Annotated in this window: 12 protein-coding genes; 3 read left to right on the forward strand and 9 right to left on the reverse strand. The window is 68.9% G+C overall.

Annotated elements, in window-relative coordinates:
- Position 1: 1 nt before the first annotated feature.
- Entirely contained in the window at positions 2 to 619 is a 618-nt protein-coding gene (locus BLU38_RS03055; RefSeq protein WP_091519673.1) for a Chromate resistance protein ChrB, read from the reverse strand.
- Between the two features lie 71 nt (positions 620 to 690).
- Here BLU38_RS03055 and BLU38_RS03060 point away from each other — a divergent pair, with 71 nt between their 5' ends.
- Positions 691 to 1197 carry a DUF2127 domain-containing protein gene (locus tag BLU38_RS03060; RefSeq protein ID WP_157683188.1) on the forward strand — a complete coding sequence of 169 codons (507 nt, stop codon included), beginning with the start codon at positions 691 to 693 and terminating at the stop codon, positions 1195 to 1197.
- On the opposite strand, the gene BLU38_RS03065 is transcribed toward BLU38_RS03060, so the two are convergent.
- The 6 genes from BLU38_RS03065 to BLU38_RS32270 form a co-directional block, all read right to left on the reverse strand.
- On the reverse strand, positions 1191 to 2531 hold the full coding sequence (locus tag BLU38_RS03065; protein WP_197679964.1) for an exo-beta-N-acetylmuramidase NamZ family protein: 1341 nt from the start codon (positions 2529 to 2531) through the stop codon (positions 1191 to 1193). The genes BLU38_RS03060 and BLU38_RS03065 overlap by 7 nt on opposite strands.
- 96 nt (positions 2532 to 2627) lie before the next feature.
- Positions 2628 to 3548 (reverse strand): bifunctional riboflavin kinase/FAD synthetase, encoded by a 921-nt coding sequence (locus tag BLU38_RS03070; protein ID WP_091519680.1) that lies wholly within the window; start codon positions 3546 to 3548, stop codon positions 2628 to 2630.
- A gap of 76 nt (positions 3549 to 3624) precedes the next feature.
- On the reverse strand, positions 3625 to 4515 hold the full coding sequence (truB, locus tag BLU38_RS03075; protein WP_091519682.1) for a tRNA pseudouridine(55) synthase TruB: 891 nt from the start codon (positions 4513 to 4515) through the stop codon (positions 3625 to 3627).
- Positions 4508 to 4978 (reverse strand): 30S ribosome-binding factor RbfA, encoded by a 471-nt coding sequence (rbfA, locus tag BLU38_RS03080; RefSeq protein ID WP_197679966.1) that lies wholly within the window; start codon positions 4976 to 4978, stop codon positions 4508 to 4510. The genes truB and rbfA overlap by 8 nt, the downstream gene beginning before the upstream one ends.
- A gap of 109 nt (positions 4979 to 5087) precedes the next feature.
- Entirely contained in the window at positions 5088 to 8216 is a 3129-nt protein-coding gene (infB, locus tag BLU38_RS03085; RefSeq protein ID WP_091519693.1) for a translation initiation factor IF-2, read from the reverse strand.
- Between the two features lie 233 nt (positions 8217 to 8449).
- Positions 8450 to 8773 carry a YlxR family protein gene (locus tag BLU38_RS32270; protein ID WP_407939640.1) on the reverse strand — a complete coding sequence of 108 codons (324 nt, stop codon included), beginning with the start codon at positions 8771 to 8773 and terminating at the stop codon, positions 8450 to 8452.
- A gap of 178 nt (positions 8774 to 8951) precedes the next feature.
- On the opposite strand from BLU38_RS32270, the gene gdhA reads away from it, so the two are divergent.
- Positions 8952 to 10301 (forward strand): NADP-specific glutamate dehydrogenase, encoded by a 1350-nt coding sequence (gene gdhA / locus BLU38_RS03095; RefSeq protein WP_091531778.1) that lies wholly within the window; start codon positions 8952 to 8954, stop codon positions 10299 to 10301.
- Positions 10302 to 10375: 74 nt separating this feature from the next.
- Here gdhA and BLU38_RS03100 read toward each other — a convergent pair whose 3' ends face one another.
- The gene (locus BLU38_RS03100) at positions 10376 to 11317 is read right to left on the reverse strand and encodes a phosphotransferase enzyme family protein (RefSeq protein ID WP_091519697.1); all 942 of its coding nucleotides are present in this window, start codon (positions 11315 to 11317) and stop codon (positions 10376 to 10378) included.
- 235 nt (positions 11318 to 11552) lie between these two features.
- Here BLU38_RS03100 and BLU38_RS03105 point away from each other — a divergent pair, with 235 nt between their 5' ends.
- Positions 11553 to 11762 (forward strand): hypothetical protein, encoded by a 210-nt coding sequence (locus BLU38_RS03105; RefSeq protein ID WP_091531782.1) that lies wholly within the window; start codon positions 11553 to 11555, stop codon positions 11760 to 11762.
- Between the two features lie 4 nt (positions 11763 to 11766).
- Here BLU38_RS03105 and BLU38_RS03110 read toward each other — a convergent pair whose 3' ends face one another.
- Positions 11767 to 13023, reverse strand: coding sequence for a multidrug effflux MFS transporter (locus BLU38_RS03110; protein WP_091519701.1), 1257 nt, complete (start codon positions 13021 to 13023; stop codon positions 11767 to 11769).
- Positions 13024 to 13070 lie beyond the last annotated feature (47 nt).

Genomic DNA, 13070 nt, shown 5'->3' on the forward strand with positions numbered 1-13070 from the left:
GTCAGACCTCCGTGCCGGTGTCGTCGCCCGAGCCGGTGTCGCCGCCAGGATCATGGGCGGGTTGCTGTCGGCCGTGCAACGTGTCGTAGACCCGTTCGGCGTAGTCCTCGCAGGCAGCCACACAATCCTTCAGGGCGAGGCCGGCGTCGGCGGCCGCGGCAGCGCCGAAGACGTCCCGGGCGGTCAGCTCGCGGTGCCAGCGACGCAGCCGCTGCATGCTTTGTTCCTCCTCCTCCAACTCGGCCAGCGTGAACTTGGCGATCCGGATCTCCTTGGCCAGTTCGGCCCGGAACTTCGCACAGTCGGACAGGAATTCGGCCCACTCCTCGTTCCGGGCCGCCTCGAACATCGCCCGGAGCGCCGCCTTGTCCTGCGGCTCGCGGCCGCGGGATTGCAGCACGATCGCTTCGCCACCGGCCCGTCGGGCGTTGTCCACCGCGTGGTCCAGGTGCTCCACGAAGGCCGGCACGTCGGGGACGGCCCAGACGCCCGGGCCCAGGGACAGCGCTCCTGCCTTGCGCAGCCGGCGCCAGGCCGCGACCCGGTGCCGCGACGGCGAGCTCGGCAGTCGGAGCAGCACCACCTGCCAGTCGGGCTGAGCATCCGCTGTGTTGGTCACGGGCCTAATGTAGCCGCGGTTACATTGGACGACGTATCGCCGCCACATCGGCAGGATGGGAGGAGGTGACGATGCCGGGTTTTCACCCGAAGACCCTGCTGGACCGGCTGTTCGAGATCGGCATCGTCCTGAAGGGGCTGGACGGAGTCGGCGAACTGGTCGCCGGCTGCTTCGTGTTGTTCCTGCGGCCGGCAACGATCAGCCGGTTGGTCGTCATCCTGACCCGCGGTGAGCTGACCGAGGACCCCCGCGACTTCGTGGCGACCCGTCTGGTCGCGGCGGCCCATCGGTTGGATGCGCACAGCCTGACCTTCGTCGCGATCTACCTGCTGGCGCACGGCGTGATCAAGGTCGTTCTGGTGCTGGCGATCCTGCGGGACAAGCTCTGGGCCTACCCGTGGATGATCGCCGCCCTGGTGGCCTTCATCGGCTACCAGGTCTATGAGTACGTCATCGATCCGCGGCTGAGCCTGCTGCTGTTGACCTTGTTCGATATCGCGGTGACCGCACTCACCGTCCGCGAGTATCGGGTCCAGCGTCGACCGCCGCACCGGAGCGCACCCCGGGCCGGTCAGTAGCGCAGATAGCGGCGCCGGACGGCGGCAAAACGGTGCAGCTCGGTCGTCCAGGAGGCAACGATCCGCTCGACTGGATGGCCCGCATCGACTCCCTCGCGGACCAGCGGCGAACCGGTCAGATTGTCGATCCAGAACTGCGGATCGTCCTCGGTGCCCTCGTTGCGCCATCGGAAGTCCTGCGGATACAGGTGCCGCAGCGCCGACAGCAGGGCGACGCCGTATGCGACCGCGTCGACGGCGCGCCAGTCGGTCACCGCGACGTCGATGCCGACACAGTTCTCACCGCTGTAGGTGGAGAAGGTCGGCGCGAAGTACGCCTCCCGGACGGCCAGGCCGTCCAGCCGCCGTGCGGCCAGCTCCGCGGCGAGCCGGTGGTCGACGAACGGTGCGCCGACGATCTGGAACGGCCGGGTCGTGCCGCGGCCCTGGGAGAGATTGGTGCCGGACAACAGGCAACTGCCGGGATAGACGATCGCGGTCTCCAGGGTCGGCATGTTGGGCGACGGCAGCACCCACGGCAGGCCGTCCTCGCCGTAGCCGCAGTCGCGCCACCAGCCGTCCATCTCGATCACCGTCAGGTCGACCGGTCCCCCGACGCGCTCGGGAAGGAACTCGGCGTTGAACAGCGTCGCCAGCTCACCGACGGTCATCCCGTGCACCAGCGAGATCGGAGCCCTGCCGACGAACGTCTCGTATCCCGGCCGCATCACCGGCCCCGATGCGCGCCGTCCGCCCAGCGGATTCGGCCGGTCCAGCACCACCACCCGCTTGCCCGCCAGCACGGCCGCCGCCATGGTGTCGAACAGCGTCCAGATGTAGGTGTAGAACCGCGCACCCACATCGGCGATGTCGAACAGCACCGTATCCACCCCGGACCGCTGCAGCACGTCGGCCAGCGGACGACCACTCAGCTCGAAGGTGTCGTAGACCGTGAGCCCGGTCTTGTCGTCGACGAAGCTGCCTTCGGAGTCGTTGGCCTGGGCGGTTCCCCGGAAGCCGTGCTCCGGCCCGAACACCGCAGTCACCATGACCCGGGGGTCGGCCTGCAGGACGTCGACCTCGTGCTGCAGGTCGTCGAAGACGCCGGTCGGGTTGGTCAGGATGCCGACCTTCTCCCCGGCCAGTTCTCGATAGCCGTGGTCGGCCAGCCGTTGCAGCCCGCTCCGCACCCGACCGGGATGCGTCCGCGGCGAACGGCGCTTGTCGTCGGCACGAGCGGTCGGCGCCGATCCAGCGGCCGCCAGTCCGGCGGTTGCCAATCCGGCCGATGCGAGTCCGGCAGCGCCGATCAGCGCACCGCGTCGGCCGAAGGAGGGTCTGTTGTCGGTGTCCACGGACGGTAGTCACGCAGATTCGGTACGGAGCCGCAAGGGTTTTCGTCGGACCGTCACCGGCGGTTCGGCCGACGGTCCTGCAGCCGATGCCTGCCGTCAGAGCTGCAGCAGCTCGCGGGCCCGGTCGACGTCGAGATGCATCTGCTCGATCAACGCTTCCATCCCGGTGTACTTGATCTGTCCGCGGAGCCGGTGCTCGAAGTCGACGGCGATCTCGACGCCGTACAGTTCCAGGTCGGTGCGATCCAGGACGTAGGTCTCCACCCGGCGGTCCTCGCCGACGAAGGTGGGGTTGCTGCCGACCGAGATCGCCGCCGGCAACCGGTCGGCGTGGGGTCGATCGAGCCGGGTCAGCCAGCCGGCGTAGACGCCGTCGGCGGGCACCGCGAGCCCGGCGGGCACCGGGACGTTTGCGGTCGGGAAGCCCATCTCGCGGCCGCGCTGGGCACCCTGGATGACGACACCACGAACGCGGAACGGGCGGTCCAGGAGTTCGGCGGCCAGTTCGACGTCGCCATCGGCGATGGCCGCGCGGACCCGGGTCGAGGAATCGGGCTGGTCACCGGCCTGGAGCAGCGAGATGCCTTCCACCGCGAAGCCGCCGTGGCCTGCCGAGTCGCCGCCGAGCTTGCCGAGAAGTTCGACGTCACCGGCGGCCCGGAAGCCGAAGCGGAAGTTCTCCCCGACCATGATCTTGGTCGGCCGCAGGGGTCGCAGCACTTCGTCGACGAAATGCTCCGGCGGCCAGCCGGCGACGGTCTCGGTGAACTCCACGACGATCACCTCGTCGACGCCGGCGGCGGTCAGCAGGTTGCGTCGTTCGTTGATGTCGGTGAGCAGCAATGGGGTCCGGTCGGGCCGGATCACCGACATCGGATGCGGCCAGAACGTGACGGCGATAACGGCACCGCCGTCGACTCGTTCACCGGCCGCTCGACGGGCTGCGGCGATGAGTTTCTGGTGGCCACGGTGAACGCCGTCGAAGTTGCCGATCACGACCACCCGGCTCTGACTCATCGACGTTTCTCCTCCTGCTGTGTCCGACTCGGCCGCCAGTAAAGCACGCCACGTCTGGTGTGCCGCGGTCGGCGTCTCAGACGAAGACGGCCTCGGCGACGGCGCCGCCGTCGGCGGGCCGGTAGAGCGCGAGGAATTCCCCGTCCGGCGCATACAGAGCGGTCAGTCCGGTCGGCAACGACACGTCGGGCAGCCGACGACCGTTGCGCACCCAGGATGCCTGTTCGGGGGTCAGGTCGAGCGATCGGAAGGTCTGCCGGGTGACCGTCGGCAGATCGATGATTCCAAGATCATCTTCGAGCTGCTCCAGGGTCCGGGACTCCGCACTGCCGAATCCTCCGACCCTGGTCCGACGCAGCCGGGTCAGATGGCCACCGACGCCGAGGCTGCGACCAAGATCACGGGCCAGCGCCCGGATGTAGGTCCCCGACGAACAGACCACCCGGACGTCAAGATCGACAACGGCGACAGTCTCGACGTCGGCATCCGTGCGCTGCAACAGATCGAAGCGGCTCACCGTCACCGGCCGGGCGGCCAGCTCGACCTGATCTCCTGCCCGGACCCGGGCGTAGGACCGTACGCCGTTGATCTTGATCGCCGACACCGACGAAGGGATCTGCTGGATCTCGCCGGTCAACGCCGCGATACCGGCCGCGATCGCTTCGTCGGTGACCCCGACCGCGCCGTGGGTTTCGGTGATCTCGCCTTCGGCGTCGTCGGTCACGGTGCTGACGCCGAGCCGGATCGTCGCCTCGTACTCCTTCTCGGTCAGCGCCAGATGGCCGAGCAGCCGGGTGGCTCGTTCGATGCCGATCAGCAGCACACCGGTGGCCATCGGGTCGAGCGTTCCGGCGTGGCCCACCTTGCGGGTGTGCGCCAGTCGACGCATCCTGCCGACCACCTGGTGCGAGGTCAGACCGGCGGGTTTGTCGACGACGACGATCCCCGAGGTGGCAGCCTCAGGCATTGCCCCGGTCGTCGACAGTCCCGGGACCCTGCGGATCCTCGTCGGCCTCGTCGTCGTGCTTGTACGGGTCGACCTCGCCGGCATAGCTCGCTCCGGCCGCTCGCCGGGCCACTTCGTCATCGCTGGCCCGTGCCTTGGCCAGCAGATCATCGATCTGCCGAGCCGATTCCGGCACCGCGTCGGCCTGGAAGGTCAGCGTCGGCGTGAAGCGCAGCCCCAACTGCTTACCGACCTGCGATCGGATCAGTCCGGTCGCCGACTTCAGGGCCGCGGCCGTACCGTCCCAATCGGCGTCCTCACCGAAGACGGTGTAGAAGACGGTCGCCTCCCGGGTGTCCCCGGTCAGCCGGACATCGGTGACGGTCACGAAACCGAGCCGTGGATCCTTGACCCGGCGCTCCAGCATCTCGGCGACGATGACCTTGATCTGATCGGCGAGTTTCAACACTCGAGGTGATGCCACCACGACTCCCAACTTCGATTCCTCCGCGTTCCCGCGCAGGTGTGATGCTCCCGCGCAGGTTCGATCCTCCGCGGGAGAACCGAACCTGCGCGGGAACTACTGAACGCGATCAGTCGCGCGGCTTCTCGCGCATCTCGTAGGTCTCGACGATGTCCCCGACCTTGATGTCGGAGTAGTTGTTCAACGTCAGACCACACTCATAGCCCTCACGGACCTCGGTGGCGTCGTCCTTCTCCCGCCGCAGGGAGGCGATGCTGGAGTCGTCGAGCACCACGACACCGTCGCGCAGCAACCGCGCCTTGGCGTTGCGTCGCATCAGGCCGCTGGTGACCATACAACCCGCGATGACGCCGGCCTTCGACGAACGGAAGATCTCGCGGATCTCCGCCGTACCCAGCTGGGCCTCTTCGTAGATCGGCTTCAGCATGCCCTTCAGTGCCGCCTCGATCTCGTCGATCGCGGCGTAGATCACCGAGTAGTACCGGACGTCGACACCCTGACGGTCGGCCAACTCGGTGGCCTTGCCCTGAGCGCGGACGTTGTAACCGATGATCACTGCGTTGGAGGCCGACGCCAGGCTGACGTTGGTCTCGGTGATGGCACCGACACCGCGGTCGATCACCCGCAGCGACACCTCGTCGCCGACGTCGATCTTGGTCAGCGCGTCCTCCAACGCCTCGACCGAACCGGAGCTGTCGCCCTTCAGGATCAGCAGCAGCTCCTGGGTCTCGCCCTTCTCCAACTGCTCGAAGAGCTGATCCAGCGTCTTGCGGCGAGCACCGGCGGCCTGCGCGGCCATCCGGGCCCGGGCCTCACGCCGATCGGCGATCTGCCGTGCGGTCCGGTCGTCGTCGACGACGATGAAGCTGTCGCCGGCTCCGGGTACGGCGGTCAGACCGAGCACCTGCACCGGCATCGACGGCGGAGCCTCGTCCACGTTCTCCCCGCTGTCACTGAGCAGAGCACGAACGCGGCCGTACGCCGGCCCGGCGACGATCGAGTCGCCGACCCGCAGCGTTCCGCGCTGGACCAGGACGGTGGCCACCGGGCCGCGTCCCTTGTCCAGGTGCGCCTCGATGGCGACACCCTGGGCGTCCATCTCCGGGTTGGCCCGCAGATCGAGCGCCGCGTCGGCGGTCAGCACGACCGCTTCCAGCAGGCTGTCCAGCCCGACACCGCTGATCGCGGAGACGTCGACGAAGATCGTTTCGCCGCCGTATTCCTCCGGCACCAGCCCGTACTCGGTCAGCTGACCGCGGACCTTGGTCGGATCGGCGCCTTCCTTGTCGATCTTGTTGACCGCGACCACGATCGGCAGATCTGCCGCCTGGGCGTGGTTCAGTGCCTCGATGGTCTGCGGCATCACACCGTCGTCGGCGGCCACCACCAGGACGGCGATGTCGGTCGACTTCGCACCACGGGCACGCATGGCGGTGAACGCCTCGTGCCCCGGGGTGTCGATGAAGGTGATCTTGCGCTCTTGATCATCGACCTCGGTCGACACCTGGTAGGCACCGATGCTCTGGGTGATGCCACCGGCCTCGCCGCCGGCGACGTTGGACTTGCGCAGCGAGTCCAACAGCCGGGTCTTGCCGTGGTCGACGTGACCCATCACGGTGACGACCGGCGGACGGCTGACCAGGGCTTCCTCGCCACCCTCGTTCTCGCCGAACTCGATGTCGAAGCTCTCCAACAGCTCCCGGTCCTCGTCCTCGGGCGAGACGACCTGGATGTCGTAGTTGAGCTCGGCACCCAGCACCTGCAGGGTGTCGTCGGCGACCGACTGGGTTGCGGTGACCATCTCACCGAGATGGAACAGCACCTGCACCAGAGCTGCCGGATCGACGCCGATCTTCTCGGCGAGGTCGGTCAGCGAGGCACCGCGGGCCAGCCGGATGACCTGGCCGTCACCCTGCTTGACGCGCACGCCACCGATCGACGGCGCCTCCATCTCGTTGAACTCTTGACGCCGCTGCTTCTTGGACTTGCGTCCACGACGGGACGGGCCACCCGGGCGACCGAAGGCACCCTGGGTGCCGCCGCGACCGCCACGGCCGCCGCGACCGGCAGGCGGACCACCCGGACCGCCGCCCGGACCACGGTTGCCGCCACCGCCGGGGCCACCACGGCCACGACCGCCGCCGGGGCCGCCACGACCCCGCGGGCCGGCCTGGCCGAGTTGGCTGTTGCTCTGCCGGGGCATCATCGCCGGGTTCGGTCGCGGCATGCCGGAGCCGCCACCACCACCCGGACGCGGACCGCCGGACCCAGCACCGGCACCGGCGCCACCACGGCCTGCCGGCGGACGCGGGATCCCGGGACGACCGCCGCCCTCGGGCCGCGGCCCGCGAGCAGAGGTGCCCATCCCCTGGGACGAGGAGAACGGGTTGTTGCCCGGCCGCGGGCCGGACGGCCGCGGACGCGGTGCTCCACCCGGCAGACCGCCGGTCGATCCCGGACGCGGTCGCGGCGCCTGACCGTCCCGACGCGGACCCGGACGGCCCTCACCGGGGCGTCCGTCGCCCGGTCGACCGGCCGGCCGCTCCCGGTTGTCGGGTCGACCGTCGCCGGGACGTCCCGGTCGTGCCGGACGGTTGTCGCCCGGTCGTGCGGCGGGACCGGGTCGGGGACCCGGGCGCGGGCCCGGCGTCGGCGTCCGGCCTGCACCGGAACCGGTCGGGCCCGAACCGGTCGGGCCGGGCTGTCCGGCCGTCGGCTGATCGCCGGAGGGCGCGCTCGTCCCGCCGGTTGCGTCGCCGGCCTCCGGAGCGGTGCGCTCCGGGGCAGGGGTCTCGGCGGACGGGGTCTCGGTCGCCGGAGCCTGGGCAGCCGGGGATTCGACGGCCGACTCGGCGCCGGTCGCAGGAGCCGTCACCTCGGGCGACTGCGGGCGCGCAGCCCGATCGCCGAGCGGGCCGGGCTTGGGCGCGCCAGGGGTCGGCCCCGGAGTCGGCTTCGGTGAGCCGGGCGTCGGCTGGGGCGACGAGGCCTGAGCAGCGCCGCCGGCGTTCGCTGCGGTGGCGCCGTTCGGGGGTGCCGGGGTCGCCTTCTTGGCGCCCTTGCGGCCCTTCTTGATCGGCTCGTTCGCCAGCTTCTCCTTGAGCCGGCGTTCCACGGGCGCTTCGACGGTCGACGAGGCCGACCGGACGAATTCGCCCATGTCCTTCAACGTGTTCAGAACGTCCTTGCTGGTGACTCCGAGCTCCTTCGCGAGCTCGTAGACTCGGACCTTTGCCACTACTCTCCCTCGTGCGGTCCAAGCCGGTCACCAGTCCGCCGGATCGTTGTGGCGGTGTGGTGCCTTGGACCAGTTAGTTGTTGTGCGTGCTCATTGAGCGATACTCATCGAGTGGTCATGAGCTGTTAGCCCACCTTCTGGTTCCAGACCTGACCGCGGTCGCGGACAGGGCGTGCTTCAGTCCACCGAGGTGGACGGATTCAACAGAGAACTCTATGCCACCCCGCATCGATTCACCTAAGCGGGCCCCCACGGTCGAGCGATTGATCGTCGCCCTCGGGGGTGAGCCTGCGCAGGTCCTCCGACGCCGGGCTCGGATCGGCGGTCGGCGCCCGCAGGCCGCGCGTCAGAGCACGTTTGCGGAACGCCTGGTCCCAACAGGACGGTCGAGGGTGCAGATACACGCCGCGCCCCGGCCTCCGTTGGGCTTGATCGACCCGGATCGCCCCGCCGACCACGGTCAGTCGGAGCAGATCAGCCTTGTTCTCCCGGCCACGACACCCGACACAGGTGCGCACCGGTTCCACGTCGGCAGAGTCTACGCGGGCGGCCAACACCGCGGCGGATCATTTTGCGGCGCGTCGACCGCCTGCGACCAGAGATGATCTCCGGTCGGACTGCTCCGTCCCGTCTCGCCGCTTGGCACGAAATTGTCTCCGGCAACGGTCTGCCCGATAGGTTCGGGACCCGAACCATCCAGCCGAACCCCTCTTCCCACCGAAGAACGGAGTGCCGTTGCCTGCCCTCGCCGAATCCCTGCACGAGATCTATGACGAAGTCCTGCGCCGAAACCCGGGCGAGGTCGAATTCCATCAGGCTGTTCACGAGGTGCTGGACAGCCTCGCCCCGGTGGTCGCCAAGCATCCGCAGTACGCCGACGAGCAGGTGATCCGTCGACTGTGCGAGCCGGAACGGCAGATCATCTTCCGGGTGCCGTGGGTCGACGACGACGGCCGGGTGCAGATCAATCGTGGCTTCCGGGTCGAGTTCAACTCCTCGCTCGGCCCGTACAAGGGCGGTTTGCGGTTCCATCCCAGCGTCTACCTGGGAATCGTCAAGTTCCTCGGCTTCGAGCAGATCTTCAAGAACGCCCTCACCGGGCTGCCGATCGGCGGCGGCAAGGGTGGCAGCGACTTCGACCCGAAGGGCCGCTCCGACGGCGAGATCATGCGCTTCTGCCAGTCGTTCATGACCGAGCTCTACCGGCACATCGGCGAATACACCGACGTCCCGGCGGGCGACATCGGTGTCGGCGGCCGGGAGATCGGCTACCTGTTCGGCCAGTACAAGCGGATCACCAACCGGTACGAGTCCGGCGTACTGACCGGCAAGGGCCTGACCTGGGGCGGATCCCAGGTCCGCACCGAGGCGACCGGCTACGGCACGGTGTTCTTCGTCGACGAGATCCTGCGCACCCGCGGCGACAGCATGGACGGCAAGACCGTCGTCGTCTCCGGCTCGGGCAATGTGGCGATCTATGCGATCGAGAAGGTGCAGCAACTCGGCGGCACGGTGATCGGCTGTTCCGACTCCAGCGGCTACGTCGTGGACCAGAAGGGCATCGACCTGGAGCTGCTGCGCGAGGTGAAGGAGACCCGCCGCGGCCGGATCGCCGAATATGCCGAACTGCGCGGCGGTGACGCCCGCTTCGTGGCCGACGGGTCCATCTGGCAGCTGCCCTGCGACGTCGCACTGCCCTGTGCGACCCAGAACGAGTTGAGCGTCGCCGACGCCGAAACGCTGATCGGCAACGGCTGCATCGCCGTCGCCGAGGGCGCCAACATGCCGTGCGTGCCGGACGCGGTCCGGTTGCTGACCTCCTCCGGTGTCGCGTTCGCGCCGGGCAAGGCGGCCAACGCCGGTGGTGTGGCGACCAGTGCCCTGGAGATGCAGCAGAACGCGTCCCGCGACTCCTGGACCTTCGAGCACACCGAGGAGCGGCTGGCCGTGATCATGCGCAACATCCACGACCGCTGCCTGACCACCGCCGACGAGTACGGCGTGCCGGGCAACTACGTCGCCGGCGCCAACATCAGCGGTTTCACCCAGGTCGCCGACGCGATGCTCGCCCTCGGCGTGATCTGAACCCCGCTGACCCGGCACTTTCTCCCCGACACGCCGGGCGTGTCGGGGAGAAAGTGCCGGGTCGGCGGGGTGGTCTAGGTGCTACGGACGGCTTCGGCGATCGAATCGTGATCATCGAGCTGCCAGCGCAGGGCCTCCACGGTGGCCCACAGAGTGCGTTCATGATCGGGAAGCCGGCGGCGCTCCAGGGCGCCGGACAGCACCTGCCTCAGGTAGGAGATCTCGATCACTCCGGCGCCGATGATCAAGGACGGGAACGCCGCCAGTTCGGCCGCCGACAACGGACTGCGCTGCTGATAGCCGGACAGGAAGCGACTCAGATGCGGCAGCGCCTCCGCCGCCTCCGACGCCGGACAGCGCAGCCGCCGGGACAGGTACTTCGCGAGATCCCACAGTCGTAGCCCGTACGGAAGATGATCAAGGTCGATGAAGGCGATGACGTCGCCGAGCAACACGTTGTCGATGGTCAGATCACCATGGATCAGCTGCTCCGGCAGCCCGGTCAGATCGTCGATCACCCGATCACGGCGGGCCTCGTAGGCCTCCGCAAGATCGGGCGGCAGGTCCAGCTCCCGCCGCAGGTTGCCCACGATGTCCTCGTGGTAGGAGGCGACCGGCCACGGATGTCCGGCCAGCGCGGCGTGCAGGTCGGCCACGGCGGCGCCGATCACCGGCTCCAGCGCCAGGACGGCGCGCCGATCGAGCCGGGATTCGGCCAGCCGCGGCATCAACACGTACGAGTCCTCGATCGCACCGGCATAGAGCCGAGCCCGATCGGTGATCAGATATTCCGCGACGAGGATCCCTCGCGCCGCCAAGTGCCGGAGCACCCGGAATTCGTCGGCCAGCGGGAGATTGCGCCACGGGCCGAGACGTTTGAGGAAGTAGCACCGGCCGTCGGTTGCGGTGACCGGCCAGAGCTCCCGGCCTTCGAATTCGGCGCCGGCGGTGGCGTTGTCGCCGAGCACGGTCCGCCAGTCGTTCAGGATCGGTCCAAGTTGTTCGGTGGTAGGCATGATGGAAACGTCCTCGTCCTGGTCAGGGGTCGGAACGCGGCCGCTCGGGGAGAGCGATCGCAGCCCCGCAGCTGATGATCGGGCCCGGGACGTCTCCCGGTCGTCTGGCGCCAACCAGACCTAAGCACATCCGACATCGCCGACGCACGACTTAGGTGACGCAGATCACATCGCTACGTTCGTACCGATCCCGCCCGACAGCTGAATGCCGGGGCCGCGGGTGGATCATGGATGCATGGTCGAGGATGCGCCCCGGACGTCAGCGGTCGACCAGGTCCGGCGCTGGCAGGACCTGGGCGGGACCTGGCGGGTGCTGGCCCGCCGACACGGGCAGGTGACGGTGTCGCTGTGTCGCTGCGACGCCGGCGAAGAGGTCGATCGCCTGACCACAGCTGATCCGGATCTGATCGCCTTCCTCGGCGACCGCGACGCCAGCGACGATTGAGCCCTCACGGCTCGGATCGGCGGCCGACCCGGGCCAGGATGACGGTGCCGGCAGCGATCAGCATCCCGGCAGCAGCCACAGCGACCAGCGCCGCCTCGGTGTTGCCCAACAGGCCGACCACGGGAGCGCCGGCGGCGCCCAGACCGAACTGGACGCCGCCGATCAGCGCGGCCGCGCTGCCGGCCCGTTCACCGTGCCGAGACATCGCGACGGCGGGAGCGTTGGGGAAGACCATCCCGATCACGCCGAGCAGCAGCCACAAGCCGATCAGCAGTCCGGCCAGGCCACCCGTCCCGGTGCTCGCGGCGACGGCCAACCAGCCGACTGTCGGCACACCGGCGAGGACGGCGACCCGCAGGATGCGCTCCGGCGGGTAGCGACGCAGCAGGTGTGCGTTCAGCTGACCGGAGATGATCAAGCTCACACCGCCGGCACCGAACACCAGACCGAACTGATGCTGGTCCAAGCCGTAGCTCCCCTGCAGCACGAACGGTGCGCCGGCCACATAGCCCATCAGCGCCGCCATCGCCGCACCGATGATCACCGCCGCAGCCACATACTGGCGATCGCCGAGCAGCAACCGGTACGCCTCCACCGACCGCATCATGATCAGCCGCAGCGGGCGTTCCGCACCCCGAACCGGTGCGCCGGGCGCCACGTCCCGTGGCGCCGATACCGCCACGATGATCAACATCGCCAGCCCGACGGCACCGAGCACGACGAACACTCCGCGCCAGGGAGCGATGCTCAGCAGCCCGCTGCCGATGGTCGGCGCGACCACCGGGGCTGCCATCGGAATGATCATCAACCGACTGAGCACCCGAGCCAACCTGCTGCCGCTGTAGAGATCCCGTACGGAGGCGGTGGCGATCACGCCGGCGGTCGAGATCGCGACACCTTGCAGGATCCGCGCGGCCACCAGCAACGTCGCGTCGGGAGCGACGACACACAGCAGAGACCCGATCACGTACACGATCAGTCCGGCCAGCAGTGGTCGGTGCCGACCGATCGCATCCGACAGTGGTCCGACTATCAGCTGGCCGAGCCCCATGCCGACCATGACACCGGTGATCGTCAGTTGGATGGTGGCCGGTGTTGCAGCCAGCTCGGCCCGGATCCCGGGCAACGCCGGCAGATACATGTCCACCGACAGCGGACCCAACGCCATCAACCCGCCCAGCACCGGCAACGTCCGCCGAGCCGACCCGGCACGGACCGCTGCGGTCGCTCCCGTCGTCTCCTGCCGCATGACCTCGGTCATGGCTCTCCCTCGCCCACGGACCGCCGATGGAGCGGTCGACTACTACG

The sequence above is a fragment of the Microlunatus soli genome (genome assembly GCF_900105385.1).
GTDB lineage: Bacteria > Actinomycetota > Actinomycetes > Propionibacteriales > Propionibacteriaceae > Microlunatus > Microlunatus soli.

What these genes read in the sequence shown, in the direction of transcription:
- BLU38_RS03110 (WP_091519701.1), bottom strand. Translation starts at nt 13,023, where the DNA reads ATGACCGAGGTCATGCGGCAGGAGACGACGGGAGCGACCGCAGCGGTC.
- truB (WP_091519682.1), bottom strand. Translation starts at nt 4,515, where the DNA reads ATGCCTGAGGCTGCCACCTCGGGGATCGTCGTCGTCGACAAACCCGCC.
- BLU38_RS03060 (WP_157683188.1), top strand. Translation starts at nt 691, where the DNA reads ATGCCGGGTTTTCACCCGAAGACCCTGCTGGACCGGCTGTTCGAGATC.
- BLU38_RS03070 (WP_091519680.1), bottom strand. Translation starts at nt 3,548, where the DNA reads ATGAGTCAGAGCCGGGTGGTCGTGATCGGCAACTTCGACGGCGTTCAC.
- BLU38_RS03100 (WP_091519697.1), bottom strand. Translation starts at nt 11,317, where the DNA reads ATGCCTACCACCGAACAACTTGGACCGATCCTGAACGACTGGCGGACC.
- BLU38_RS03105 (WP_091531782.1), top strand. Translation starts at nt 11,553, where the DNA reads ATGGTCGAGGATGCGCCCCGGACGTCAGCGGTCGACCAGGTCCGGCGC.